Source organism: Maribacter confluentis (genome assembly GCF_030505015.1).
In the GTDB taxonomy this organism is placed as follows: Bacteria; Bacteroidota; Bacteroidia; order Flavobacteriales; family Flavobacteriaceae; genus Maribacter; species Maribacter sedimenticola.
In genome coordinates, this window is the sequence record NZ_JAUKUC010000001.1 from 2,033,616 (window position 1) to 2,059,206 (window position 25,591).

Genomic DNA, 25,591 nt, shown 5'->3' on the forward strand with positions numbered 1-25,591 from the left:
AATTACTTAAATTAAACGACACATGTTTACTGGTATTATTGAAACATTAGGTAAGGTTACCGCTCTTGATCCCAAAGGCGGCAATTTAGATATCACCATAGAATCTACCCTTGCCCAAGACTTAAAAATTGACCAAAGTGTTGCTCATAACGGTGTATGCCTTACAGTGGTAAGCCTAACGGATACTACCTATACGGTTACCGCAATTGCGGAGACCCTTAAAAAAACAAATTTAGAATTCCTTAAGGTAAACGACCTCGTTAACCTGGAACGCGCTATGATCCTGGGGTCAAGATTAGATGGCCATATTGTTCAAGGCCATGTGGACCAAACCGGTAAATGTACCGGTGTTAAGGAAGAAAACGGTAGTTGGATATTTTCCTTTAGCTATGATGCCGCAACCGGCAACCCTACCATAGAAAAAGGATCCATCACTATAGACGGAACAAGTTTAACGGTCGTTAATTCAGGAACAAATACTTTTGATGTTGCTATAATACCGTATACCTATGAACATACCCGATTCAATACATATAAAGAAGGAACTATCGTTAATTTGGAGTTTGACGTAATAGGAAAATATGTGGCAAAATTGATGCTCAAGTAATTACACCTTGATGAAAATTTTTCTTTGATATAGAATATACCCTAATAAACTATAGAATAGGACCACACTTAACCCATATAATAACGAGGAGGTTTTTAGGGCAAGGAAATCATGGACAAATATATTCTGGAACAACCAACCATGCAATGAGGTCTCCCCTATTTTTATTTGGCCCATTACCTTACTGATAAAGCTAGAAAGAAAATAAATTACGATGGCATTGGCACCTGCATATCTAAAAATAGACCCAAATTCTAATTTTTTTACATCGGTCAAATAGTAAATAAGAGCAAGAATAAGGTTAGCCCAACCTGCGGTGACCAATACAAAGCTACTGGTCCATAAAGCCTTGTTTATTGGAAATACAATATCCCACAAATGACCTAATATCAAAAAACTGCCCCCTAGACCCATTAATATTGTAGCCTTCTTTTCTTGATCGGAGGTAAGGATCAATCCCGTAAATACTCCCAATAATGCACTGGCCATTGCAGGTATGGTACTTAGCAAACCTTCCGGGTCATAATCGGCCTTATAGTTATGGGAACCAAATACTTTTACATCTATCCAATTTGCCAAATTATTGGGTGCTCTATCTAAAGTTGAAGCAACACCTTCTACGGGAACAAAGGTCATTAATAACCAATACCCGATCAGCAATATTCCGGTAACCCAAATTAACTTTTTCCAATTTAGGTTAATGAACAAAATCGCGGTAAAGAAGAATACCACACCTATACGCTGCAACACGCCGGGAAACCTAATGTCACTGAAATTTTTAAAAAATGGATAGTGAATTAAAAATGCTCCCAAGAAAAGCCCCAACGCTACTAACTTAAAGGCCCTTATCGCAATTTTTCTATAAGCTTTGGCATCAACGGTTCTGTTTTTATAAGAAAAGGCAATAGATGTTCCTACAATGAAGAGAAAGAAAGGAAATACCAAATCGGTAGGGGTATACCCATGCCAATCTGCATGAAGGAGGGGGGCATATACATTTGACCATGTGCCCGGGGTATTTACCAATACCATGAGCAAAATGGTTGCGCCCCTAAATATATCTACCGATAAAATTCTATTGCGCATTATATCTTCATTATAGTATGTTTCCTTTTAGTTTGTTCCATGCCTTGACCAATAACAGACCGGCAACAATTGATATTACGGTCAATACCATTGCCTGTGTTGTTCTACCGTAAATCCAATACCCCGTAGCAAACATTATGGCATAAATAAGGACCACTCCCAGAAGCATGGCAGAGATGCCTGCTGGCACACTCCATTTTTCCTTTGTTCTTACGATTTCTACAGATGCATCATTGGCTTCGGTTACCACTTTGGCCCAACCTGGTCCGCCCGGCTGGATCTTTTTATAAAATCCACGTAATGTTTCATTGGATTCCGGTTGTGTCATAAAGGTTGCTATTAACCAAATAATAGTGGTCACTACTACAATAAAGATATATTCTGACCAATCTGGCAACACCCCGGTGTCCGCAGCAAATAGAAAAGCCCCTACCGGTGTAAGTTTCAATATAATGGAAATTATACCTGATGCAAACATCGCTGTAATTTCACTCCAAGCGTTTATTCGCCACCAAAACCATCTAAGGATGAAAATTAATCCGGTTCCCGCACCAAAAGCCAACAATACATCAAATAATTGAAGTGCATTTTGCAACAACAAAGCCAATACCGCACTAAATATCATTAAGACCACAGTAGAAATTCTACCTACGGCTACCAACCTTTTTTCCGAAGCGTTGGGATTGATCTGTTGTTTATAAAAATCATATACAATGTATGAAGAGCCCCAGTTCAACTGGGTACTAATGGTACTCATGTACGCTGCCACCAAAGAAGCCAAAACTACTCCCAATAATCCGCTTGGTAGTTTTGTCAACATCGCCGAATAGGCTAAATCATGACCTAATTTATCTGCAGTTACATTTGGAAAAGCTTCCTGTATACTCGCCAAATCCGGATACACGACTATGGAGGCCAATGCAACTAAAATCCAAGGCCATGGCCTTAACGCATAATGCATAATATTAAAAAAGAATGTTGCCCCAATAGCATGGTTCTCATCTTTTGCAGCTAACATACGCTGGGCTATGTAACCCCCGCCACCTGGTTCTGCGCCAGGATACCAGGAACTCCACCACTGCACCGCCAATGGGATTATAAATAAGGTAATCAATGCTTTTTTGTTACTAAAATCGGGGAGTATGTTCAATTTCTCGGTAACATTTTCATTTGCCATTAAAGCTTCTATACCGCCTACTTCCGGAATATTAACCAAATAATAAGCAGCTCCTATTGCTCCTGCCATAGCCACAAAGAACAATAGAAAATCTGTGTATACCACTCCTTTAAACCCCCAAGGGCACTAAAAGTTACCGTAATCAACCCTGCACTTACGACCGTCTGCCACGGCTCAAGCCCTAACATAATACTCCCGATCTTAATTGCTGCCAAGGTAACTGCAGACATGGTAATGACATTAAAGATAACCCCAAGGTATACTGCCCTGAATTTTCTTAAGAAACTTGCAGGTTTACCACCATATCGCATTTCATAAAATTCTAAATCAGTATTTACATTGGACTTACGCCAAAGTTTGGCATATACGAATACGGTTAACATTCCTGTAATCAAAAAACACCACCATACCCAATTTCCAGAAACACCATTGGTACGGACGATATCCGTTACCAAATTGGGCGTATCCGTAGAAAATGTCGTTGCTACCATGGATAGCCCCAATAACCACCATGGCATTGTACGTCCGGAAAGAAAAAATTCAGAGGAATTTTTACCTGATTTTTTAGATACATAAACGCCTATGCCCAAGACAAGTGAGAAAAAAACTATGATAAAGGCATAGTCCAAGGTACTGAGTTCCATAAAATGGTTTTTGGTTGATTGTTAAAGATATGTTTTTTTAGGATATTTTTGTCGCTAATACGCTAAACGTACTACGTGCTACTATCAATGACTTCTGAAATTACCCCAACCACATGGTTCCTTGCTTATGGGGCTACATTTATCATAGGATTATCCAAGGCTGGCATAAAGGGAATTGCAGTATTGAACGTAACTTTTATGGCTTTGGCTTTTGGAGCCAAGGAATCTACCGGTATGGTAGTTCCGCTATTGATATTGGCAGATATTTTTGCAGTCATTTATTATAATAGATATACCCAATGGAACTATGTTTTTAAAGTACTTCCTTGGATGGTACTGGGCCTTTTGATCGGTGTGTTCATCGGCAAGGACCTTCCCGAGAAATTCTTTAAGATAGGCATGTCCATTATTATTATCATTACCGTTTTCATGATGTATTGGTGGGACCGTAAAAAAACAAAATCCGTACCTACACACTGGGCATTTGCCAGCTCTATAGGTACCGTTGCTGGTATAACCACCATGGTTGGCAATCTGGCCGGGCATTCTCCAACATTTATTTTTTGGCCATGCGTTTACCCAAAAACCATTTTATAGGTACAGCAGCCTGGTTGTTCCTCATTATTAACATTATGAAATTGCCCTTTCATTTTTTCGTGTGGGAAACAATTTCGTTCCAATCCCTTTCCTTGAACCTCATGCTCTTGCCCGGTATACTTTTTGGGTTTTTTGCGGGAGTGCGATTTATTAAGGTTATTAAAGAAGCATTTTTTAGAAAAATGATCTTGGTCCTGACCGCTGTTGGAGCTATTTTAATAATGTTGAGCTAAACTTTCCTTTTTTATTACAGACAAAATTGAATAACGTCTGTTTATTTGAGAAACGAGTCATTCCCTACCCTATAGAACCCTTAATTTTATAGCATAATCCAGCCATATATATGCTATGAATATTATAGGTAATTTTATTAAGGGGGTCATTAACGTAACCGACAAGATTACCGGTGAGGATAACCCGGTACTAGATCAACAGCAAGTCCTAAAAACATTACTGGAAACGGCTAAGGATACCGCATTTGGCAAAGCATATAAGTTCGATGAAATACTGAACGATGAGCACATGCAGCAAACCTTTAAAAATCGCGTTCCTTATTTTGATTATAACCAAATTAATGACCAATGGTGGCAAAAACTACACGAAGGCCAGACCGATGTTACATGGCCCGGTAGCCCAGATTATTTTGCGCTAAGTTCAGGCACCACTGGCAAAAGCAGCAAACGAATACCGGTAACCAATGAAATGATCGATGCTATTAGACAGGCAGGAATAAAACAGGTGTTGGCATTATCCAACTTTGACCTTCCGGCAGATTTTTTTGAAACAGGTATCTTAATGTTGGGCAGTTCCACTGATCTGGTTGAGCACAATGACCATTTAGAAGGTGAAATTAGCGGTATCAGCGCAAGCAATATTCCCTCTTGGTTCAGCGGATATTATAAGCCGGGAAAGGAAATTGCACAAATAGACGATTGGGACGAACGTGTTGCAAAGATTGCGGAAAAGGCTGCCGATTGGGATATAGGAGCGTTAAGCGGAATTCCTTCCTGGATAGAATTGATGTTGAAAGAAGTCATAAAAAAACACAAGCTTAATAACATTCATGAAATATGGCCCAACCTAAAGGTATACACCTCTGGCGGAGTTGCATTTGGACCTTACGAAAAGAGTTTTAATGCTTTAATGGGCAAACCTGTTACCGTAATTGATACCTATTTGGCTTCTGAAGGTTTTATTGCTTTTCAAGCCAGACCCGAAACTGATGCCATGAAATTGGTGACGGACAATGGAATTTATTTTGAATTTGTTCCTTTTGATCCCGATTATATTTTGGAAGATGGTTCGTTGGCACAAGATGCCCCGTCATTATCCCTTTCAGAAGTACGCACTGGACAAAACTATGTACTGATCATTAGTACCGTAAGCGGCGCATGGCGCTACTTAATTGGTGATACCATTGAATTTACAGATGTGGAACGTGCCGAAATCAAAATTACAGGCCGTACCAAGTTTTTTCTTAATACCGTAGGTTCCCAACTATCCGTCAATAAATTGGATGACGCCCTGCAGGAGGTTATGCATACCTTTGATATTGAAATACCAGAATATACGTTATGCGCAAAAAAATATAAGGATGGTTTTTATCATACATGGTATCTGGGTACAACCGCAACCATAGACCCCAAGAAAGTGGCCAAAAAACTGGATGACTCCTTAAAAGAAGCGAATAAAAACTATACAGTAGCCCGGTCAAAGGCATTGAAAGGAGTAAAAGTATTTATGGTAGAACCAGAAATTTTCTACGAATGGAACGATGCTAATAAAAAGAAGGGCGGACAGGTAAAAATGGAGCGAGTAATGAATGAAGAGAAATTTGCCCAATGGGAAGATTTTGTGGACAAGCAAAGCTAATTAAACCTTATTCAACTATTTGATCCTTATCACGCTCTTCCACTAATAGCATTATCTCTTCTGGCGAAAGATAATAGTTTTTAATACGCTCAACATATTTTGGTGCTAACCCTGCTTTTTCAAGAATAAACTCCTTAGTGGCCAATATATAGGTTTCCATACCGTGGTTTACCGCAAACGAATCTGCCCTACGTTCCGCTTCCCTTATGTACTTTTTTGAGGTGAGGTAACTAAATCCAAAACCTATTAAATTAAAACCACTACGCTTTTGAAAATCCATGATATGTCCTAATTCATGGCCTAGCCAACCGATCATTATCTTGGCCGGCATGTCTTTGGTATAATACACAGAATCGGCAATGTTTATTTTTTCGCTGATCAATATTTTATAGGACCTATTTTTTTTTGATTTAAAAATGCTGGAGAATTTAGGTTGCGCCTGCATGGTAGATTTTTTAATGTTCTTCTTGAACTTGAATTCTATTGCAGTATCTTCCAATTCCGGATAATGTGCCAAGGCAATTTTTGCTTCTTCTTGTATTTCATTGGGTATTTTGTGCTGTGCGTTTGCCGCCATAGGTATGCCTAATATTAAAAGGAATAAAATTTTCAAGTTGTATAATTTGCTTTGTTATAATAAGGGACTGAAGAATTTGGCAAGACCTTCCAAAAATTTACTGAATGCAGATCTTTTTTTAAAGGAATCCAATTCCAATTTTACCTCTGCCTTGCAATGAGACATAAAAAATTTTTCTATCTCCCCTGCCTTTTTATCATCATATAAAATGGCGTTGGTCTCAAAATTATGCTCAAAACTTCTATAGTCAAAATTTCCTGACCCCACGGATACAATTTCACTATCTATAATAATAACTTTACTATGGGAGAAATCAGGTCTTAGATAAATATGCGTTCCTACTTCCAATAAATTTTCAAAGGTTGAAAACATGCTGTATTGTGCCAAAAGCGAATCAGATTTTCTTGGGGTAAGCAATGTTACCTTAACCCCACTAAGTGCTGCAATCCTTAACGCCTCCAAGACAGGTTCACCTGGTATAAAATAAGGGTTGGCAATACAAATACTTTCCTTGGCAATATTGATCATGGCCAAATATTGTTGCATTATTGCTGGGTATCTTGAATCAGGACCGCTTGAGATTATTTGTGCAATTGTCTCTCCCTGGGGTGCTATCTTTGGAAAATATTTATCCTGTAGCAACAGTTCTTCCTTACCTGCAAAATGATAATCCTTTACAAATATGCGTTGTAAACTGTTTACTGCCGGACCGTTAATCTGTATATGCAAATCCTGCCATATACCTAGTTCAGAAACCGGCTTCATATATTTATCGGATACATTGAACCCTCCGGTGAACCCAATTTTGCCGTCCACAATGACAATCTTTCTGTGGTTTCTATAATTTAGGGTAAACAACAGGTTCCCAAATCTTATGGGCAGGGTAGAATGCGCCTTAACACCTATCTTCCTAAACCGTTTAACGACCTTGCCCCGCATGGAATTACTACCTAATGAATCGTACAACATTCTTATTTCCACGCCTTCCTTTACCTTTTGTTGAAAAAGTTCATAAAACCGGTCAAGGAGCATGCCGTCCTCCAAAATATAGTACTGCATATGTATAAACTCCTTGGCTTCTTCTATGGCCTTGAATATGGCGCCAAAAGCTTCTTCCCCACTGTTCAACAAGATAATTTTATTGCCCTCATAAGGTGCAAAATAGCTGTTCTTCCTAATAAGCGAGGCGAGTTTATTCTGCTTGTAATCCTTAAATTCGTGAACACTTTGCTTTCCCCCTTTTAATTCTTTGTAAGTTTCTGAATATAGCCTTCGTTTTTCAGTCTGTTTTAATTTGAACAGCTTAAATTTTCGGCGATTGATACCAAAAAGATAATAGAAAAGAGGTCCCAAGAACGGTAATATTATGACCGATAATGACCAACTGATCATCTTGGTGGCCCTAGAACCATTAAAAATGATATTGATAATACTCCATAAAGTAACCGTAATATATGCAAGCCAAAAAAGAGTCGTCATTAGTACAATTTTGTTCTACAACAAGATAGTGTATTTTAAGGTGTAGCTAAACCTCTATAATCGTTTAAGATACTTTTCATTTGATACGAGTTAATTATAGAACTTAGTTGTGACTAATTTTATAAAAAAGTGATGGGAACAATTGCTATGGACAAAAAACAGATAACGCTATATTATAGCTCATTGAATTCTTTAGGGAAACAGGTAAATGCATATGTTGAATCTTCTGAAATGGAACATTTGACCATAGATATTGCCAAAACCAACGTTACCGGCACCCAATGGGCCGAACTGGCAGATGGACTGAACAAGAATATTTCCGAATTAATAGACCAGGATCATGCCGACTTTAAAAAAATATACGGTGAGAAAGAGGTCAATCTCGACAATGACGGATGGTTAAAAGTACTGGACAAGAATCCAAGTCTTTTAAAATATCCTATAGTGATACAAGGCAAAAAGTTTATTGAATTAGAAAGTGCATCGGACTTTAAGCAATATATGAAACCTGATAGTGCCGGGTTAGAGAAACCATATAAAAAAGAGTAGACATCTTACCTAGGCGTAAATTGCATTGCTAATTTTAACCTGTGGTGCCCAAAAATTCCTAACGTTAAAATAACTGGCAATTTGCATGAACAAATTTTTAAAATGGTCCATAGCGTTAGGCTTTTTGATTATTGGGGGATACTTGATCGCTCAATGGCAAATGAAAGTGCAGGTCATTGACTTTCTCAATAAAAAAATTCCAAACCATATAGATTTTGCTTATGATAACCTAACGGTCAACCTACTCAAAGGAAATCTACATTTCAATGAAATTGAAGTGGTAAGCCTTGGTAAACAGACTTCATCTTGTGAAATAATGGTTAGCGCCCAACAATTATCCATTAGCGGGTTTAGCTATTGGAACCTATTTATAAATAAATCAATACACGTAAAATCCTTACATCTATTACGACCCGACCTGAAGTTCAAAACATGTTCCACGGATAATGGCGATGGTAATACTAACCAAGCCAATCCTATAAAACTGTTGAAGGAAATATATATTGACGAGGTAGTTCTCAATTCTGGCAAGGTATCCATTTTAAATGCCAAAGAGGACAAAGAACTGTTATCCGTAGCGGCCATAGATGTTCAGCTAAATGAAATTACTACGAATCCGGAAATAATTACGGAATATATACCTTTTAGATTTTCGGATTACCATATAACCGTAAATGAGCTAAATGCACCTTTGGGTAACTTTGAACAGTTGCATATGGGCTCAATAACACTGAACAGTTCAACCATAGAGGTTGCTGACATTGTATTGAATACCACCTTGTCAAAAAAAGCCTTGAGCCAAAAAATAAGAGTTCAACGGGACCATATTGATTTACAGATTCCTGGTATTAAAATTACCGATCATACCTATAACCGGCAAAATGATACCCTACAGGTAAATTTTGCCACCATGTCCTTAAATACCCCCATTTTAGAAGTATACCGTGATAAATCCAAATTAGAGGATTTTACCAGAAAACCTTTATACGCGGAAATGCTGCGCAATTTACCTTTTCATATTAATATAGATGCAACGACCATTACTGAGGCTACCATTATTTATGAAGAAAACATTCCCAACGAAGTAAAGGCCGGTGCCTTGAGCTTTGAACAATTAAATGCATCTATAGACCATCTATCCAACATAAAGAATACTGGAGATAACGTGGATATAAACATTGAATCTGACCTAATGGGCGCCGGCAAGTTTAACTTAAATTGGAAATTCAATGTACATGACGAACACAACAGATTTGTAATTAGTGGAGGCTTGTCCAATTTTAAGACCGAAAGATTAAATGAATTCCTTACCCAAACCTTAGAACCCAAACAACAGGAACCATAGATCAAATGTATTTTACAATATCCGGTGATGATTATACGGCCAATGGAGATATTAAAATGAACTATGAGGATTTTAAGTTCCAGGTATTGGACAAGGAGCGTAAGGGGGTCAAAAAAATCCTTTCCTTTATTGGCAACCTATTTATCAATGATGGCTCCAAAGCAGATGAAGATGGGTTTCGTTATGGCACAATTTCCACAGAACGCGTACAACATAAATCATTCTTCAATTATTTGTGGATAAACCTAAAGGACGGATTGTTGGACGTTCTTACCGGAAGTGGTAAAAAAGAGTAACTATCATAATTAAAAAAGCCAGGCAATTAACTTGCCTGGCTCTTATATGCGCTATACTACGTATTAGTTGTCATCAGTTGCATCCTCAACGGCATCTTCAACTTCTTCTGCACCTTCTTCAATGCCATCACCAACATCCTCTATTCCTTCTTCCATTTTTTCTCCTGCTGTTTTTTCTTCCCTACAACTCATTGCAACGCCAATAGTCATAAGTGCAAAGACGAACATTAATATCGATTTTCTCATAATAGTGATTTTAATTAGGTTAATACTCTTAAACGATACATCAATAAAAACAATTATCAATATAGCTATCGCTCCCAGCAAAGTTGCAACAATTGACAACTATAGCTTAATGGTAAAAAAACAAATATTGACTCATCTGAATTTTAAGGTTATTAGATTGATTTACAATAAACTAAACTTTATTCCAATTGGCCGAACGAAACACTATGCCTTAAAAGCTATGTTTTTTAATCTTATATTGTGCGCATAAAATCAGGGGACAATTCATGAGCAGTAAAAAAGAACTTAAGGAACTGAATATTGTTGATGTCGTTAAGGATATTGCCGCTAGGTTGCGCATAGAGTATCAAGAAGAGAACAATGAAATTTGCCTGGATATACCAGATGAAGCCGGCACAGGACACATTAGGGCCATTAGCTTTTCTCACGGTGTAGGTTTAATGGAAGTTGATATACGATTAAAAAAAGAAGTAAGGTTTGACCTCAACAAATCCTTGGTACAACCCTTAGAGATAATTTTTAACAGGGAAAGTTCAATCTTTCATGAATTTAACGGCCAGGATAAACAGACGGAAATCATGCGGTTGGAAAGCGCTATTTTTTCCTGCAATAGCAAATATGGAAATGTATTGACCATAAAGGCAAACCAACCGGTATGCTTTTTTAATCTGGAAATCAACAGAAAATTGTTCGAGGAGAAAATTGAATCATTCTTACCGGAAATGAACGAGGACCTAGAAGGACTTTTTAGGGATGTAAACGGAATTAATCTATTTTTTCACAAAGGCCATTTTTCTTTGGATATAGCAAAATGCATAGAGGAAATCAATGAAACGGAAGATACTGGTTTTACAAAAAGTGTGTTCATAGAAGGTAAATGCTATGAAATACTTGCCCACCATTTAAGACAATATGTAGATGATACCTCTCCAGATCAAAAACGTACCATTTTAAGGCAATCTACAGTGGTGAAGATTGAAGAAGCTGCCAATATTATAAGCCAGAACTTGGAACATACCATAAGTATTATAGCACTGGCCAAAAAGGTAGGGCTTAATCAGAATACCTTGCAAAATGGATTTCAAAGTCTTTTTAAACTTTCCGTAAAAGAGTACGCCCAAAACAAACGTTTGGAAATGGCTCAACATTTAATGGAAACCACAACATTAAATTGCACTGAAATAACATATAGGATCGGCATAAACTCTAGAAGTTACTTTTCTAAATTATTTAAACAGCGCTATGCCATGACACCCAAACAGTATATGCAAAAACTTCGTACAATGAACCTGGAGAACAAGAAGACCATTTAAAACGTTCTGCCAAAAGCTTGTTGTATTACTACCCTAATAACAACTTAGCATTTATCCAAATGCGCCCAATATTGTTAATTAACATTTCATAATTGTTAAGGTAATTATAGAGATTCCCGTTCATTTGTAACACCCCCGTACCGTGTTATAAATTTTCATCATGAACGAGTTAACCATATGTAGTTCAAATGATTTTTTCTCCCAACTGCTTTATTTTTTTAATGGTGACCTGACCGAAGCTTGGGGAGAACGTCAATTTGATTTTAGCAATGATTTGGGCCATGGAGCTGTTAGAACCATAGGGTTTGATTGGGGAATTACCTTATTGGACCTTGATATAACATTGCATAAAGACATTAAAATTGTTTTTAATCAATGCCACACCCCTTTTATTGATTTTATCTTTATTTCCCAAGGTTGTTTAAAATATAGCAAGGACAATTCTGGGGAGCTTATATCATTAGAACAGTTTCAAAATATTATCTTTTCGCCTATTGGCAGCTCTCATCCCGCATTTATTTACCCTAAGGACCAAAAATTAAAAATCAATTTAATAAAGGTTTTGCCTGCAGAATACCAAAAGAAGAAACACAACAACCTCACCTATCTCAATGAATCCTTAATGCCATTGTTTACTTGCAGCAAAGAAACACAGCCTTATCTACACCTTGGGAACTTTAGTTTGCAATTGGCGGACGAAATAAAACAATTGTCCAACATACCGGATTACGGCATTCTTAGAACCTTAGCATTGGAGGGTAGGCTGTACATGATATTGTCCATGCAATTAGTTGAACATCATAATTTTACAGAAAACATGAATATGCCCGAAGCCATCTCTAAAAATGAGATTATTAAAATACATCGCTTAACAGAATATATCATAGAACACTTAGCGGACAATACTACAATTACAACCTTAAGTTCAGTGTCTGGCCTAAGCCCTAAAAAATTACAGTTAGGTTTTAAGATACTTTATTCCAAGACCGTAAATGAATACATAAGGCAGCTTAAATTGGAAATATCAAGGGACTATCTTAAAAACACGGATTTGTCCGTTTCCGAAATTGTTTACGCCATTGGTATTAAGAGTAGAAGCTATTTTTCAAAAATTTTCTTTGAAGCTTATGAAATTCTTCCTACCGAGTATAGAAAACAATTAAAAAATAAAAATACCTCACTCAATTAGATATCCGGATGTTCGTTGGGCATAAGCATACTGTCATAGGATATATCTTGATCAAACAACCCTTTTGCAATAGGGTTTGCCGTTAATTTCTTAGCATCATCTGTTTTTAATAAGTCCAAAACCTGTTCCTTTGATATTTCTGGATCTAACCAACTATCTTTCTCCGTTTTATCTATGGTCAACGGCATAAAATCTACCAGATTTTGATATTTCTTTACATAATCATTACTGGGGCCTGTAATTATTGCACAGGTTTTAAACCCATCTTCCAATACCGTATAAATCCCAGCAAGGAATAAAATACTATCATCCTCTGCCTTGATAAAATAAGGATATATTTCTCCATCTCTTAATAATGATGTAAAATAACCTGTTACCGGTATTAAACATCTTTTCTCTAGTAATGAATCCTTAAACCACAAATTTGATTGTAGTGTATTTACATGAACATTAAGGGTATTGGCCAATTTTTGAAACAGCTCCCAATCTTCTTGAAAATCACCGGGTAACATTCCCCAAATGGCCAGGGAAATGGTAGTTCGTTGCTCCATAGTAATTATAGGTATGGAAACTTCGGACAAACCGCTGACAACGACTTGTGGTTCATAAAGAATTGGATATTTAAACAGCGCACCGGCCTCGTGTTCCAATTGCTCTATTTTAGCTGTATTGGAGAGTTTATAATACATGGAAATAGCTTTTTTTATGGGCAAGGTAGATAAGAAAATACTTGACTCTTTGTTCATAAGAACTAAAAGCTAATCCATTAAAAATAAGTTGGTTAAATTAACTTTTTACATTAAAATCCGTGTGTATGACCACCCCATATTATAAAAGGATATTACTATAGACAATTAGCGAGTTACCTTTAAAATGAACAAAAAAAAGGAGGCAAAAAGCCTCCTTCTCAACTCCTAACCATCCTCTTATTTCAAATCTTCCAACATCCTTATATTGGCCAAACCGTTTTCAATGGCCTGCTTTTGACTTCTAAGCACTGTGGAAGTGGTAGAAGGTAATGAAGTATCCTTCAAAACTTCCTCATATTCTTCCAATGCAGCCTTTTCTCCTCTAATGGCCTCTTCAAGCATAGACTCCTCATCATCTAATGAAAACAATGCCTTTACGTCCATCCAAGCCCTATGGGCCTTTCCGGTAAAACTATCTCCTTTGTCAATTTTCTGACCAAAAGATTTAATTTCAGATTTTAGTTCATGTCCAAAATCATAACGTTGTTGTGCTTTGCTTTGAAAGAATGACTTCAATTGTATATGCTCTGTATTCTCGGCCGCTTTTTTAAATCCTTTTTCCGCATCATAGGTTTTTTCCAATAATGCATTTAATTTTTCTCCTACTTCTTCTGTATATGTACTCATAGTTTTTGTTTTAAATGACGTGATTGTTTGTTTATAGATGTCAATCACAATTACATCCTGTAAAATCTATTCCTGTTCTTAAAATCCTGTAATTTCTTCTTTAATTCATTGATATTCTTTGCTTCTCCTTTATTGGATCGCATCATTATATATTCCATATCAATATCGCAAAAACCCTCATCATCCCTTTCTTGCACTCGTGTAACTTCTTGTTTGTCCGCCATATAATAATCCTTGACTATTACGGCTATACATCCTGAAGCCAATAGTATTGAAACACCTGAAATTAATTCTACCATGGTATATATGTCATATTTTGATTGCTAAACTACCTCTCTTTTATATGAATTATTGCCTTGATACATTCAAGGCTTAACTCCTTTCATTTGGATTAAGTTTTCTTGTAAAAGGATTAAAAAAACAACGTGTTTTAGCGTGATATTTTTAAACAAATAAAGACCTTTATATCACAGAATAGTTCTCTAGTTTGTGCTCCTTAAATAGGATAAAATTCCATCACCGGTTCTCCAAACTACAGCGGTGATGGAATGCGCAAACCTTATAATATAAACCAATGATACGAAAAGGTACAACAGTTAAATGGTCATGGGGAAATGGTACTGCAGAAGGCAAGGTCCAGGAAACCTATGCCTCCAAAATTACCAAGACCATAAAAGGTAATAAAGTCACCCGAAAAGGGGAAGACGGCAACAAGGCATTATATATTAAACAAAAAGATGGGGATCACGTATTGAAGTTGGAAGATGAGGTTGAACGTTCCTAAAACCACCTTTTTTAAAATTTCTTCCAAAATATAGTTCAGTAATTAGAACGTCTTCTTTAAATCCGTGAACGGATCATAACGTTGAATACAACCCAATAATACTTGCTCCGCTGCTGTTTGGTATTCTTTTTGTACTTTAGAATCAATTGTCCTCAAGGTCTTAAACAGCCGTTTTTCCTCATACTCCTTAACAATAAAAGGATGTACGTAATATTTTCTACAAACGTTTCTAGTATTGCCCAATGCATCCGCAGTTCTGTCAAACGCACTAATTATATTTTTTTTGAGGATAGCCTCATCATCCGTAGGGTCGTTTTCTGCCAAGGATTCAAAGAAAATAATGGTACCGGCCCAAGTCCTAAAATCTTTTGCTGTGAACATTTGCCCACTTATTCGCTGTAGATATTCATTGACCATTCCACTTTCCACACCGGTTTTTATTCCATCTTCATCATAAAATTGAAATAGCTCCCAGCCAGGTATCTCTTCACATTGTAACACCAACCTTCGTAACCTTTTGTTATTCAAGGTTATGCTGTGTTTTTTACCTTTCTTGCCCGTAAACTCAAATTTAAGCTTGTTCTTGGTCGTCTTTAAATGTCTTGTCCTTAGCGTAGAAAGGCCATACGTCTTGTTTCTTTTGGCATATTGCTCATTTCCAATGCGTATATGGGTTTCTTCCATTAATCGTATGATCAACGCCAATACCTTATCCTTTGGCCAGCCGGTTAATTGTATATCTTCGTCCACTTTCTCTCTTATGGCGGGTAGCGCTTCACCAAATTGGGCCATCCTGGAGAATTTTGTCCTGTTTCTGACCTTTAACCATAAATCATGATACCTGTATTGTAATCTTTTTTTAAGGTCATAGCCCACCGCCTGCAAATGTGCGTTGGAAATTGATGCTATTCTTACCTCCTGCCATGCTGGTGGTATTACCAGTTTTTCTATTCGGTTAATTTCCTTCTTTTTCTTTAAAGGCTTATTCTTGTATATGTACTGAAATTTTTCTTTTTCCTTAATTCTTAAAATGGACAATTTATTGCGCTCTATATATTCTAGTTGCATGTGTTCCGCAATTTCCTGGGGATCACCTTCTATAAGTTGTGTATAGTCCATTTGCTCAATCCTTAGTTACACCATTGTTCTAAAAAAAATTGATTTAAAAAATCAATTTATGTTTAATATTTAAGATTAAAATATGAACAAAAATAACAACATCGTCTTTTCAAGAATACTTCAATCCAACGGAAAACTAACCCCATTGACTCCTTAATAATTATGCAATACCCATTTATTTTTTATAGGAGTACAATTTTAGTGGAACGGACATATTTTAAAAATTATATTATCATACCTTAACCTCCTAAAACAAACCTATTTATGAAAGGGTCCCCAATGTTGATTTGTATACCGGATATAAGCGGTTTTACCGAATTTATGAGCGAGACGGATTTTGAACTTAGTTCCAAAATTATTCCCGCACTTTTAAATCAGATAATTTATACGAACGAAATTGGTTTAAAGGTTTCAGAAATTGAGGGCGATGCCGTTCTCTTTTTTAAAACCGGCAAAATGCCATCCCTAGAAAAACTAATTCATCAATGTAGGGTATTCTATACGGAGTTTTATAAGGAATTGGACGCCTTAAGAAAGAAGCACAACGATAACGCGGATGCGGCCTCTATTCCAGATATTTTAGGACTTAAGATCATTTTACATTATGGCAAGGAAATTGCCCTTACCAAAGTTGGCAACAGCATAAAACTTTTTGGTGAAGACCTTATAGTTGCCCATAAACTTTTAAAGAACAAGGTTAAGATAAACGATTATCTACTACTGACGGAAGGCTTGGCGAACCACTATAAAGAAAACAATTTAGATGATCATTTTGACTGGGCTTCATTAAAACAAAAGTCAACATCTTACGATCATGTTGGAGAAGTGAATTACTACTACATTGATTTAAAACCCTTAATAAACCCATAGGCGCAATTGATAGTTTATAAGGTTTTAATTGCGTTGATCAATAGTGGTAATGAGTTAAGTAACAACACCGCTTATAGTTAACTTTGTACCGTTAAACTTTAAACAAAAATCATGAGCTATTTAGACATAAAATCTAAGGATATAGAACCTATAGTAGAGGAATTGAACACCTTACTTGCAGATTATAACATATATTATCAAAATTTAAGAGGATATCATTGGAACGTTTTGGGCAAAAACTTCTTTGATCTTCATATAAAATTTGAGGAATTATACACTGATGCCAGAATTAAAATTGATGAGATTGCGGAACGTATTCTAACCTTAAGACATCATCCTACCAGTGAATTTTCAAAATACTTTAAAATGTCTTCCATTAAAGAGACCTCCTCATTGATCCCTGATCATGAAATGGTCCAAAATATACTTGTACAACATGAAGCCATTTTAAAACAAATGAGCAAAGTGGTCAAAAAAGCGGAAGCTGCCGGTGATGAAGGGACCATTGATATGATCGGCGGGTATATTGGTGAAATAGAAAAAGTAAGTTGGATGCTAGATGCCTGGACCAAAGATTCTAGAGACTAAAACAATATATACCATATTAAAAACACCCCTAAATGGGGTGTTTTTAATATGTTTTATTTTAGTGTTATCCTATTTGTTTTCTAGCTACAAAATGTTTTAAATATGTATTACACTCTACAAACTTGCATTTTGGACATAACAACAATATAATGTATAAATGAGCGTCAGTTGCAGGTTACTCAAGAAAAAACACCAACGCTTTAAACAACCTACTTTACGATCTTCTTCATTAAATATAAAAACCCAAACTTTTTTACTCCGGACAAAATCGTAGAAATCCAGTTATAGGGACTTAAATCTTCCTGAACGTCATGTTTTAAGCCTTTTATTTCCTCCAAAGCAATTTGTCGCTCCAGTTTTAGTCGTTTAAGGTTATATTCTATCTCATCAAAATTTTTGTACATAAGTCTATTCTAATTAAAAAATTTGACCGAAAGTTTTCTTACGAGCAGGTTATCCAATTTTCTTCGCAACATATATGCAAGAATTACCAAGATTATAAATATCGCGGTAGCGATCAAACATGAAATTACCATGCTGCCCAATACATTTCCTAAATAGATAATGCCGGCTACGCTTAAAAAAATAAGAGCCAAAAAGCCAAGACCACCGATCACAGCCATTTTAAGCAACATACCAGTGGTCATGGTCAATTGTTGAAACACTTTAAGTCTATAATACTCTTGAGTTTTCTTATAGTAAATTTCGCCTACATCAATTGCTTTATTAGATGTATCGTTAAGTGATTCAATAATTCCCATTAGTTATGATGTTTTCTGCAGTTTCTTATTCTTTGACTTTAGCTCTGCCAATTTCCTTTCTAGCGTAGATATAACGTCTTCCGTCTTATAACTTAAATCCGTTACCAGAGATTCAACTCGTGTATCCAAGGATTGTTTCTCATCCAAAACTTTGGAGGCTACCCTATTTTTAAGTTCCACTGCACTTTCGGTCAAATTATTTTTGGTTGCGGCAGCTTGGTCCGCAATCATTTTTCTGGTGTTCTCACCTTTGTCCGGCGCATAAAGAATTCCTAATGCGGCCCCTATGGCAGATCCTGCAATAATGGCCAATAATGTATTTCCGCTGTTATTCATGATATTGTTTTTATTTATCTATTTTTTTGATTTTGAACAATCGACATCGTTCCTTACAAAGGTCATTAAATCAAGGGGATAACCTTGACTCAAAACCATTAAATATTAACGGTAACCAAATGATTAAAAGGGTTAAAAGGGTTAACATTTAAATGAAACGCATTAAACCCTTTTTACTGGAACATCTAGTTTTGTAACCATGAAAAAGAATACTTCAACAAACCCATATAACGGTGAACCAATTAATTCCTATAATAGGGACACCCAGGAGAGTTTGGACATAAAACTGCAAAGTTCCTTATCCGTTGAAAACCAATGGCAAGAAACTTCCATTAAATCAAGGTCTAAGTTACTTTCCAAAGTTTCCTCGTTATTGGTTGAACGCAAGGAGGTCTATGGCAAACTTATTACCCAAGAAATGGGAAAGCCTATTGCCCAAAGTATATCAGAGATAGAAAAATGTGCTTGGGCCTGTGATTTCTATGCTACCAATGCAGAGGATCTATTGGCAGATGAACTTATTGAAACCGATGCAAGTGAAAGCTTCATCAGCTATGACCCTTTAGGATGTATATTGGCCGTTATGCCATGGAACTATCCTTTTTGGCAGGTAATACGTTTTGCGGCACCTACACTGACGGCAGGCAACACCGCACTCTTAAAACATGCGGCCAATGTTTCCGGCTGTTCCAAGGCTATTGAACAATTGTTTCTTGATGCAGGTTATCCTGAAGGATGCTTTCAAAGTATTATCGCAGGTCATGAGGAAATTGAACGATTAATCGCCAATGATCACGTTAAGGCGGTTACCTTGACCGGGAGCGAAAAAGCGGGTAAATCCATAGCTAAACTGGCAGGTGAGCACCTTAAAAAATCAGTTTTGGAATTGGGTGGCAACAATGCCTGTATTATATGGGAAGATGCCGATTTAGAAACTCATTTAGACACCATGGTAATGGCACGTATGCAAAATACGGGTCAAAGTTGTATCGCCGCAAAACGATTCATCGTATGTGAAGATATCTACGATATATTCATGGAGCAATTTATCGCAAAAGTAAAGGATTTAAAATCTGGTGACCCCATGAAGGACGATACCTATATAGGGGTCATGGCCCGTGAGGATCTCGCAGAAACATTACAACAACAAATAAATGACTCCATTGCCATGGGAGCAAAGATTGTACTTGGCACCGAAAGGAGCGGGGCATATTTTTCACCTACCATCATTACCGATGTTACGCCAGACATGCCCGTTTTCAAAGAAGAGACCTTTGGACCCGTTGCCGCTATTATAAAAGCCAAGGATAGAGCAGAAACATTGGCGTTGGCTACAGATTCAAGATTTGGTTTGGGTAGCATGTTGTTTACACAAGATATAGATGCTGCATATTCCGTTATTTCCAATATTCCGGACGGTACATTCTTTGTGAACGATATGGTAAAATCTGACCCTAGATTACCTTTTGGTGGCACAAAGGCATCGGGTTATGGTAGGGAGTTATCAAGAGAAGGAATATTGGAGTTTGTCAATAAAAAAACAGTATACATTAACAAATAAAAGCTATGAAAAAAGAAACTGAAGAAACAAAATTTGTAAAAGAACCGGAAGATGAAACAAGGGAATTCATCTTACAGAAAAATAAAAAAACTAAACTAGGGGCAACTATAGTCATTGCATTCCTTGTTCTTCTTATAATCGGGATTATTGTATCCAATGTATTTTTTACGAATTAAATATACTACGACCAAAGTATTCACTAAAATCATTTTATGACCAAACGACCATATTCAATTCAGTGGCAAAATTATAAATTCTCTTTTGTTCTTGGCTCCTTGCTATTGCTTGCATCATGTGCAACTTTTAAAGAGCATCAGGCCGCTGATTTGGACGATATCCTTGCGGATAAAAAGATTACGCATTCGTTCTATATTGCTGGTGGGTTGGGTAATTTTTCCGCTACCCCAAATGACAATCTTTTAAAGCAATTTAAAGAGGAACTAACTAATGCCCCAAAAAACAGTACGCTAATTTTTACGGGGGATAATATTAGTCCAGAAATTAAGAATTGGAATACCGATAGTCTTCTTATTCAACAACAATTGTTATTGTCCGCCAGCTTTAAGGGAGAAACGGTTTTCTTGCCGGGAAATAATGAATGGAAGAGTTATGAGTTGGATAAAATTGAAAAAGTTGAAAACTTACTGAAAGAAGTCAATAGGGAAGACACAAAGGTAGATCCCAACAACGGTTGTCCTATAGAACACAAGGTCATTAATGATGATTTAGACCTTATCCTCATAGATTCCAAATGGTTTGTTTCCAATTGGTCCAGGATAGAGGATATTAATAGTAAATGTACCGACATTATTACCCGTAGACGCTTTATGGAAGAGCTTGAAGGGTATATTGGTGACGGACAGGGCAAAAATATCGTAATTGCCATGCACCATCCGGTTTTTACCAATGGTATTTATGCCGGCAAAACTACCATTAAGGACCATATGAAACCACTACCTCTGGTAGGTACGGTTAAAAATGCGGTTATGGACCTTGGGGCTTTTAATCCTGAACATGTGAATTCCAGAAGGTATAATTATCTAAGGATTGCAGTAAGTGCTTTGGCACAGGCCAATGATCGTATAACCTTGGTTTCAGGCCATGAGGAAAGTCTTCAATTGCTTGAAGGAGGTGGTTTACATCAAATAATTAGTGGCTCCCTAGGTTCCAAAAGTGCTACAAAATTAGGTCCTGGTAAAATTACCGCAATAGGCGGGTCCATAGATTTCAATGGCAAATATGCGTATGGAGACCGTGGTTTTGCCCGTTTGGATTATTTTGAGGATGGCAGTTCCAAGGTTACTTTTATATCCGAAAATAACCTAAAGGAGAAAAAAACATTTGCCGTTCTACCACAATTTAAAACCAAAAAACAGTTTACGGATTTTGCAGAACCATCGGATACCAATGTTTCTACCAACATATTGGAGGACCCAGCGGATTATTCCAAAAGTGGATTTTATGAATTTTTATGGGGCAAGCGTTATCGTTCCTATTACGGTCAACCGGTCAATGCCCCGGTAGTTGAACTAGACACATTGTACGGAGGGTTAAAAGTAGTTAAGGAAGGTGGCGGCCACCAGTCTTTCTCCTTACGCTTGGAAGACGCCAACGGCAAACAATACGCTATGCGCTCCCTACGTAAAAGTGCGCTCAAGTTCTTAAAATTTAAGCTACCCGGTATTTCATACAATACCGCAGACTATCAAGATACTTGGGCAGAAAAAGCCATCTCGGATTTTTTTACCACTGCACATCCGTATATGCAATTAGTGGTAGATCCTTTGGCCAATTCCATAGCCATCAACCACTCGGACACCGATCTGTTCTATGTGCCCAAACAAGAGGCGCTCAAAGAGTACAATGAAGATTTTGGAGATGAACTTTATTATATAGAAAGGCGCCCATCAGAAGAACAGGCCAATTATAAAGGGTATAGAAGGACTATTGATGAAACGGGCAAGGTGACCGATTATGAAAGTACTACGGATATGCTCGAAAAAATAAAAAGTGACGAATCTTATACGATCGATGAAAAAAACTTGATCCGTGCACGAATTTTTGATATGCTCATTGGTGATTGGGACAGGCACCAAGATCAATGGCGTTGGATCGAATATGAAAGTCCGGATGGAGAAAAGGAATTTATGCCCGTACCCCGTGATCGAGACAATGTATTTCCAAGATTTGATGGCAAGGTCATACCATTTATAAATTGGTTTGTGCCCAATTCAAGAAACTGGGAAACCTATGATGAGGATGTGGACAACGTAAAATGGCTAAACCTATCTGGAAATAGGCTAGATAGAACCTTACTTACTTCTTATGGTCCAGAGGTATGGGTAGAGGAGGCCAAGGCCATTCAAAAAGGTATGACGGCAGAGGTCGTTGAAAATGCATTTAAACGTCTTCCTGTAGAGGTACGGGACGAGACTTCTGAATATATCAAAAAGAGTTTGTTAAAACGTTTACAAACCTTGCCGGAAGTTGCAAGGGAATATGCCACCTACCTCAACAAAATCGTTGCGGTTAGGGGTACCGAGAAAGATGATATTTTTACCATAACCAGAATGCAGAACGGTGAAACCAAAGTTGTGGTAAAACGACTTCTATCCGATGAAAAGAATGAATTAATGTATTCCAGGACCTTTGACCCGGACATTACCAAGGAATTATGGATATACGGCCTTGGGGACGATGATATCTTTGTTGTTGAGGGTACGGAAAAAACCCGTATCAAGTTAAAAATAATTGGTGGTTATGGTGAGGATATATATACCATAAAAAACAAAAAGCAGGTTCATGTGTACGATTGGGAACATGAAAAAATATCCTTTGAGGAAGAAACTCCAAAAAATTTACTTTCGGATAATTACAAGACCAATACCTTTCATTTTAGATTCTTTGAACCTAATTCCAATATTTTAGTGCCCAATGCAGGATTTAGAACGGATGATGGTGCTTTTGTAGGTATTGCGAACACGTATACCAAAAATGGCATCAATGGAAATTCCTTTAGACAAAAACATAGGGTAAGCGCCAATTATTTCTTTAATTTCCAAGCAGCGGAAGTTGCATATTCCGGTACATATGGCAGTATCTTTCCTGGTTGGAACTTGGAAGTGGATGCCTATTTTACCAATGATCGCTACGTAAGCAACTTTTTTGGTTATGGTAATGAAACCTTAAACGACGAGGACAATCTAGGTAGGGACTTCTACAGGGCCAGGATACAACAGTTTAAGGCAAGTGCAGGTTTGGCCTATTACAGTTTACGGTTTAAGGCATTATATGAATCGTTTAAAGTAGCGGACAATGAAAACAGATTGTTTAATCCCGCCAATTTGAACAATGCGCTCTTTGATAGCCAAAAATATGGTGGTGTGGAACTTACAGGTGAGTATGATCGTGATGATGCTGGAGATTTTCCTACCAAGGCCATTTATTTTGGCTTTGCCGCAGGTTATAAAATGAACCTTGATCTTAGTGCCAATAAATTTGGATATGCTTCTTTAAAAGTAGGTTTTGACCACAAATTGGAACCCTCCGGTCATTTGGTTTACAGTACCATGGCAGAATATAAAGGATTGTTTGATTATGATACGGTATTTTTCTACCACACCCCTTCCCTAGGAGGCCGTAACGGCTTACGAGGATTTAGGGACGAGCGGTTTACCGGCAAATCCTATTTTTATCAATCCTCTGACCTTAAGCTAAAGGTTAAACGATATGTTACGGCTGTTTCCCCGGTAACAATTGGTGTTTATGGAGGTTTTGATTATGGTAGGGTATGGCAACCGGATGAAGATTCCAATGTTTGGCATACCTCTCAAGGTGGTGGGCTTTGGATCAGTAGCTTAAAGGCATTGACATTCAATTTGGGTTATTTTAATTCAAAGGAAAGTAATTTGATTCAAGTAGGATTTGGTCTATCATTCTAACAAATAGATTTTAAATTCATACCTTAAAAACCTCATTATGATAAAAACCTATCCATGTCCTCAATAGTTTCAAAGGCAGCACGTTTTGTTAGCGATAAATTGGCGTCGGACACCAATCCTAATTACCTGTACCATAATTTACGCCATACCCAACGTGTGGTCAATAGTACCAAAGAGCTAATTGAAGGGGAGCATATTGGCGAAGTGGAAGAGGAAGTTCTATTATTGGCAGCGTGGTTTCACGATTTGGGGTATACTGTTTCATACAGTAACCATGAGGAAAACAGTTGTGATATGGCCAGGGATTTCTTAACCGAACATGGGTGTAGTAAAGAAATACTATCCCAGGTTTGTAGCCTGATCATGGCCACGGAAAAGGAATATGAGCCCAAAACAATACTTGAGCAGATAATGCGCGACGCAGATTCTTCCCATTTTGCCGAGAAAGATTTTTTGGCTACCTCAGAACTTTTGCGCGAAGAGCTCGAGTCTTTAGGTATTGCCCAATATTCCTTGGTAGATTGGCGAGAGGAGAATATTAGGCTATTACGTACCAAGCATAGGTTCTATACGGATTATGCCTTGGAAAACTGGCAACAGGGCAAGGATAAAAATATCAAGAAACTGATAAAGGACAAGAAAAAGAACAGTAAACTAGCCAAGAAAGAGCGATTAAAAGCTAAATATAAAGGAGAATTACCCGATAGGGGTATACAAACATTGTATAGGGTAACCTTAAGAAATCATTTAAAATTAAGTGATATTGCAGATACCAAGGCCAATATCCTATTATCCGTCAACGCAATTATCATTTCTATGGCATTATCCAACCTAATACCTAAACTGGATAACCCGTCCAATGATTATCTCATTTATCCAACATGCGTATTCATAACGTTCAGTATCGTATCTATGGTCATGTCCATCTTGGCCACTAAACCAAATGTTACTTCAGGTCAGTTTACAGAAGAAGAGGTTAACCTAAAAAAGGTCAACCTTTTATTCTTTGGGAATTTTCATAAAATGAAGTTGGAACAGTATGATTGGGCAATGTCCCAACTCATAAAGGACAAGGATTATATTTATAGTTCCCTGACCAAGGACCTCTATTTTCTAGGTATTGTCTTAGAACGTAAGTATAGAATTTTACGGTGGACATATACCGTATTCATGATCGGCATGGTACTGTCAGTAATCGTTTTTGGAATTGCACTAAAATTCTACGGTCCAGAAAGGGTATTGGAGCTACCGGTCATGCAACCGTAACCATCCATTATG

Annotated in this window: 27 protein-coding genes and 1 pseudogene; 16 read left to right on the forward strand and 12 right to left on the reverse strand. The window is 37.2% G+C overall.

Features of this window, described 5'->3' with window-relative positions; all coding sequences use genetic code 11:
- Nucleotides 1-22 precede the first annotated feature (22 nt).
- The gene (locus tag Q2T41_RS08990; RefSeq protein ID WP_089261121.1) at nt 23-607 is read left to right on the forward strand and encodes a riboflavin synthase; all 585 of its coding nucleotides are present in this window, start codon (nt 23-25) and stop codon (nt 605-607) included.
- Here the strand turns inward: Q2T41_RS08990 and Q2T41_RS08995 are convergent, their stop codons facing one another.
- On the reverse strand, nt 608-1,693 hold the full coding sequence (locus Q2T41_RS08995) for an acyltransferase family protein (RefSeq protein WP_304435796.1): 1,086 nt from the start codon (nt 1,691-1,693) through the stop codon (nt 608-610).
- A gap of 10 nt (nt 1,694-1,703) precedes the next feature.
- Nucleotides 1,704-3,514: pseudogene (locus tag Q2T41_RS09000) on the reverse strand (sodium:solute symporter family protein).
- A gap of 75 nt (nt 3,515-3,589) precedes the next feature.
- On the opposite strand from Q2T41_RS09000, the gene Q2T41_RS09005 reads away from it, so the two are divergent.
- From Q2T41_RS09005 to Q2T41_RS09010, 3 genes are all read left to right on the forward strand, one after another.
- Entirely contained in the window at nt 3,590-4,111 is a 522-nt protein-coding gene (locus Q2T41_RS09005; RefSeq protein ID WP_367186846.1) for a TSUP family transporter, read from the forward strand.
- Nucleotides 4,084-4,344 (forward strand): TSUP family transporter, encoded by a 261-nt coding sequence (locus Q2T41_RS20765; RefSeq protein ID WP_367186847.1) that lies wholly within the window; start codon nt 4,084-4,086, stop codon nt 4,342-4,344. The genes Q2T41_RS09005 and Q2T41_RS20765 overlap by 28 nt, the downstream gene beginning before the upstream one ends.
- Before the next feature lie 115 nt (nt 4,345-4,459).
- Nucleotides 4,460-5,983, forward strand: coding sequence for a GH3 family acyl-acid amido synthetase (locus Q2T41_RS09010; protein WP_304435797.1), 1,524 nt, complete (start codon nt 4,460-4,462; stop codon nt 5,981-5,983).
- 7 nt (nt 5,984-5,990) lie between these two features.
- Here the strand turns inward: Q2T41_RS09010 and Q2T41_RS09015 are convergent, their stop codons facing one another.
- Together Q2T41_RS09015 and cls are read right to left on the reverse strand one after the other, a co-directional pair.
- Complete coding sequence (locus Q2T41_RS09015; protein WP_304435798.1) at nt 5,991-6,596, reverse strand: hypothetical protein; 606 nt, start codon at nt 6,594-6,596, stop codon at nt 5,991-5,993.
- A gap of 18 nt (nt 6,597-6,614) precedes the next feature.
- On the reverse strand, nt 6,615-8,039 hold the full coding sequence (gene cls / locus Q2T41_RS09020; protein WP_304435799.1) for a cardiolipin synthase: 1,425 nt from the start codon (nt 8,037-8,039) through the stop codon (nt 6,615-6,617).
- A gap of 132 nt (nt 8,040-8,171) precedes the next feature.
- Between cls and Q2T41_RS09025 the strand changes: the two genes are divergently transcribed.
- From Q2T41_RS09025 to Q2T41_RS09035, 3 genes are all read left to right on the forward strand, one after another.
- The gene (locus Q2T41_RS09025) at nt 8,172-8,588 is read left to right on the forward strand and encodes an arsenate reductase family protein (protein WP_144803465.1); all 417 of its coding nucleotides are present in this window, start codon (nt 8,172-8,174) and stop codon (nt 8,586-8,588) included.
- An 85-nt stretch (nt 8,589-8,673) separates the two neighbouring features.
- Nucleotides 8,674-9,933, forward strand: coding sequence for an AsmA family protein (locus tag Q2T41_RS09030; protein ID WP_304435800.1), 1,260 nt, complete (start codon nt 8,674-8,676; stop codon nt 9,931-9,933).
- A gap of 5 nt (nt 9,934-9,938) precedes the next feature.
- Nucleotides 9,939-10,229 carry a hypothetical protein gene (locus tag Q2T41_RS09035; protein ID WP_304435801.1) on the forward strand — a complete coding sequence of 97 codons (291 nt, stop codon included), beginning with the start codon at nt 9,939-9,941 and terminating at the stop codon, nt 10,227-10,229.
- Nucleotides 10,230-10,292: 63 nt separating this feature from the next.
- Here the strand turns inward: Q2T41_RS09035 and Q2T41_RS09040 are convergent, their stop codons facing one another.
- Nucleotides 10,293-10,475, reverse strand: a complete 183-nt coding sequence (locus Q2T41_RS09040; RefSeq protein WP_304435802.1) for a hypothetical protein — start codon at nt 10,473-10,475, stop codon at nt 10,293-10,295.
- 266 nt (nt 10,476-10,741) lie between these two features.
- Between Q2T41_RS09040 and Q2T41_RS09045 the strand changes: the two genes are divergently transcribed.
- Nucleotides 10,742-11,788 (forward strand): helix-turn-helix domain-containing protein, encoded by a 1,047-nt coding sequence (locus tag Q2T41_RS09045; protein WP_304435803.1) that lies wholly within the window; start codon nt 10,742-10,744, stop codon nt 11,786-11,788.
- Between the two features lie 160 nt (nt 11,789-11,948).
- Complete coding sequence (locus tag Q2T41_RS09050; protein ID WP_304435804.1) at nt 11,949-12,977, forward strand: helix-turn-helix domain-containing protein; 1,029 nt, start codon at nt 11,949-11,951, stop codon at nt 12,975-12,977.
- On the opposite strand, the gene Q2T41_RS09055 is transcribed toward Q2T41_RS09050, so the two are convergent.
- From Q2T41_RS09055 to Q2T41_RS09065, 3 genes are all read right to left on the reverse strand, one after another.
- A complete protein-coding gene (locus Q2T41_RS09055) occupies nt 12,974-13,723 on the reverse strand; it encodes an SOS response-associated peptidase (protein ID WP_304435805.1) in 750 nt (249 codons plus the stop codon). The two genes, Q2T41_RS09050 and Q2T41_RS09055, sit on opposite strands and share 4 nt — an antisense overlap.
- A gap of 180 nt (nt 13,724-13,903) precedes the next feature.
- Nucleotides 13,904-14,353, reverse strand: coding sequence for a ferritin-like domain-containing protein (locus tag Q2T41_RS09060; RefSeq protein ID WP_304435806.1), 450 nt, complete (start codon nt 14,351-14,353; stop codon nt 13,904-13,906).
- A 50-nt stretch (nt 14,354-14,403) separates the two neighbouring features.
- The gene (locus Q2T41_RS09065; protein ID WP_304435807.1) at nt 14,404-14,652 is read right to left on the reverse strand and encodes a hypothetical protein; all 249 of its coding nucleotides are present in this window, start codon (nt 14,650-14,652) and stop codon (nt 14,404-14,406) included.
- 275 nt (nt 14,653-14,927) lie between these two features.
- Here Q2T41_RS09065 and Q2T41_RS09070 point away from each other — a divergent pair, with 275 nt between their 5' ends.
- The gene (locus Q2T41_RS09070; RefSeq protein ID WP_304435808.1) at nt 14,928-15,137 is read left to right on the forward strand and encodes a hypervirulence associated TUDOR domain-containing protein; all 210 of its coding nucleotides are present in this window, start codon (nt 14,928-14,930) and stop codon (nt 15,135-15,137) included.
- A gap of 42 nt (nt 15,138-15,179) precedes the next feature.
- Here the strand turns inward: Q2T41_RS09070 and Q2T41_RS09075 are convergent, their stop codons facing one another.
- Complete coding sequence (locus Q2T41_RS09075; protein ID WP_304435809.1) at nt 15,180-16,256, reverse strand: DNA topoisomerase IB; 1,077 nt, start codon at nt 16,254-16,256, stop codon at nt 15,180-15,182.
- A 264-nt stretch (nt 16,257-16,520) separates the two neighbouring features.
- On the opposite strand from Q2T41_RS09075, the gene Q2T41_RS09080 reads away from it, so the two are divergent.
- Nucleotides 16,521-17,126: a DUF2652 domain-containing protein gene (locus Q2T41_RS09080; RefSeq protein ID WP_304435810.1), complete on the forward strand. Its 606-nt coding sequence runs from the start codon at nt 16,521-16,523 to the stop codon at nt 17,124-17,126.
- Between the two features lie 111 nt (nt 17,127-17,237).
- On the forward strand, nt 17,238-17,714 hold the full coding sequence (locus tag Q2T41_RS09085; protein ID WP_089261138.1) for a Dps family protein: 477 nt from the start codon (nt 17,238-17,240) through the stop codon (nt 17,712-17,714).
- 209 nt (nt 17,715-17,923) lie between these two features.
- Here Q2T41_RS09085 and Q2T41_RS09090 read toward each other — a convergent pair whose 3' ends face one another.
- Genes Q2T41_RS09090 through Q2T41_RS09100 form a run of 3 tightly spaced genes read right to left on the reverse strand, consistent with a single transcriptional unit; the run spans nt 17,924 to nt 18,811 of the window.
- Complete coding sequence (locus Q2T41_RS09090) at nt 17,924-18,118, reverse strand: hypothetical protein (protein WP_089261139.1); 195 nt, start codon at nt 18,116-18,118, stop codon at nt 17,924-17,926.
- Nucleotides 18,119-18,127: 9 nt separating this feature from the next.
- Nucleotides 18,128-18,475, reverse strand: a complete 348-nt coding sequence (locus Q2T41_RS09095) for a hypothetical protein (RefSeq protein ID WP_089261140.1) — start codon at nt 18,473-18,475, stop codon at nt 18,128-18,130.
- Nucleotides 18,476-18,478: 3 nt separating this feature from the next.
- Nucleotides 18,479-18,811 carry a YtxH domain-containing protein gene (locus tag Q2T41_RS09100; RefSeq protein ID WP_304435811.1) on the reverse strand — a complete coding sequence of 111 codons (333 nt, stop codon included), beginning with the start codon at nt 18,809-18,811 and terminating at the stop codon, nt 18,479-18,481.
- Nucleotides 18,812-19,010: 199 nt separating this feature from the next.
- Between Q2T41_RS09100 and Q2T41_RS09105 the strand changes: the two genes are divergently transcribed.
- The 4 genes from Q2T41_RS09105 to Q2T41_RS09120 are packed head-to-tail and all read left to right on the forward strand — an operon-like array spanning nt 19,011 to nt 25,579.
- Entirely contained in the window at nt 19,011-20,372 is a 1,362-nt protein-coding gene (locus Q2T41_RS09105; RefSeq protein WP_304435812.1) for an NAD-dependent succinate-semialdehyde dehydrogenase, read from the forward strand.
- Between the two features lie 5 nt (nt 20,373-20,377).
- On the forward strand, nt 20,378-20,548 hold the full coding sequence (locus Q2T41_RS09110; protein ID WP_304435813.1) for a hypothetical protein: 171 nt from the start codon (nt 20,378-20,380) through the stop codon (nt 20,546-20,548).
- A gap of 36 nt (nt 20,549-20,584) precedes the next feature.
- Nucleotides 20,585-24,313: a ShlB/FhaC/HecB family hemolysin secretion/activation protein gene (locus Q2T41_RS09115; RefSeq protein WP_304435814.1), complete on the forward strand. Its 3,729-nt coding sequence runs from the start codon at nt 20,585-20,587 to the stop codon at nt 24,311-24,313.
- Between the two features lie 54 nt (nt 24,314-24,367).
- Nucleotides 24,368-25,579: a Pycsar system effector family protein gene (locus Q2T41_RS09120; protein ID WP_304435815.1), complete on the forward strand. Its 1,212-nt coding sequence runs from the start codon at nt 24,368-24,370 to the stop codon at nt 25,577-25,579.
- Nucleotides 25,580-25,591 lie beyond the last annotated feature (12 nt).

Coding starts and splice junctions, on each gene's coding strand:
- Q2T41_RS08990 (WP_089261121.1), top strand. CDS start 23: ATGTTTACTGGTATTATTGAAACATTAGGTAAGGTTACCGCTCTTGAT.
- Q2T41_RS08995 (WP_304435796.1), bottom strand. CDS start 1,693: ATGCGCAATAGAATTTTATCGGTAGATATATTTAGGGGCGCAACCATT.
- Q2T41_RS20765 (WP_367186847.1), top strand. CDS start 4,084: ATGCGTTTACCCAAAAACCATTTTATAGGTACAGCAGCCTGGTTGTTC.
- Q2T41_RS09010 (WP_304435797.1), top strand. CDS start 4,460: ATGAATATTATAGGTAATTTTATTAAGGGGGTCATTAACGTAACCGAC.
- cls (WP_304435799.1), bottom strand. CDS start 8,039: ATGACGACTCTTTTTTGGCTTGCATATATTACGGTTACTTTATGGAGT.
- Q2T41_RS09025 (WP_144803465.1), top strand. CDS start 8,172: ATGGGAACAATTGCTATGGACAAAAAACAGATAACGCTATATTATAGC.
- Q2T41_RS09030 (WP_304435800.1), top strand. CDS start 8,674: ATGAACAAATTTTTAAAATGGTCCATAGCGTTAGGCTTTTTGATTATT.
- Q2T41_RS09035 (WP_304435801.1), top strand. CDS start 9,939: ATGTATTTTACAATATCCGGTGATGATTATACGGCCAATGGAGATATT.
- Q2T41_RS09040 (WP_304435802.1), bottom strand. CDS start 10,475: ATGAGAAAATCGATATTAATGTTCGTCTTTGCACTTATGACTATTGGC.
- Q2T41_RS09045 (WP_304435803.1), top strand. CDS start 10,742: ATGAGCAGTAAAAAAGAACTTAAGGAACTGAATATTGTTGATGTCGTT.
- Q2T41_RS09050 (WP_304435804.1), top strand. CDS start 11,949: ATGAACGAGTTAACCATATGTAGTTCAAATGATTTTTTCTCCCAACTG.
- Q2T41_RS09055 (WP_304435805.1), bottom strand. CDS start 13,723: ATGAACAAAGAGTCAAGTATTTTCTTATCTACCTTGCCCATAAAAAAA.
- Q2T41_RS09060 (WP_304435806.1), bottom strand. CDS start 14,353: ATGAGTACATATACAGAAGAAGTAGGAGAAAAATTAAATGCATTATTG.
- Q2T41_RS09065 (WP_304435807.1), bottom strand. CDS start 14,652: ATGGTAGAATTAATTTCAGGTGTTTCAATACTATTGGCTTCAGGATGT.
- Q2T41_RS09070 (WP_304435808.1), top strand. CDS start 14,928: ATGATACGAAAAGGTACAACAGTTAAATGGTCATGGGGAAATGGTACT.
- Q2T41_RS09075 (WP_304435809.1), bottom strand. CDS start 16,256: ATGGACTATACACAACTTATAGAAGGTGATCCCCAGGAAATTGCGGAA.
- Q2T41_RS09080 (WP_304435810.1), top strand. CDS start 16,521: ATGAAAGGGTCCCCAATGTTGATTTGTATACCGGATATAAGCGGTTTT.
- Q2T41_RS09085 (WP_089261138.1), top strand. CDS start 17,238: ATGAGCTATTTAGACATAAAATCTAAGGATATAGAACCTATAGTAGAG.
- Q2T41_RS09090 (WP_089261139.1), bottom strand. CDS start 18,118: ATGTACAAAAATTTTGATGAGATAGAATATAACCTTAAACGACTAAAA.
- Q2T41_RS09095 (WP_089261140.1), bottom strand. CDS start 18,475: ATGGGAATTATTGAATCACTTAACGATACATCTAATAAAGCAATTGAT.
- Q2T41_RS09100 (WP_304435811.1), bottom strand. CDS start 18,811: ATGAATAACAGCGGAAATACATTATTGGCCATTATTGCAGGATCTGCC.
- Q2T41_RS09105 (WP_304435812.1), top strand. CDS start 19,011: ATGAAAAAGAATACTTCAACAAACCCATATAACGGTGAACCAATTAAT.
- Q2T41_RS09110 (WP_304435813.1), top strand. CDS start 20,378: ATGAAAAAAGAAACTGAAGAAACAAAATTTGTAAAAGAACCGGAAGAT.
- Q2T41_RS09115 (WP_304435814.1), top strand. CDS start 20,585: ATGACCAAACGACCATATTCAATTCAGTGGCAAAATTATAAATTCTCT.
- Q2T41_RS09120 (WP_304435815.1), top strand. CDS start 24,368: ATGTCCTCAATAGTTTCAAAGGCAGCACGTTTTGTTAGCGATAAATTG.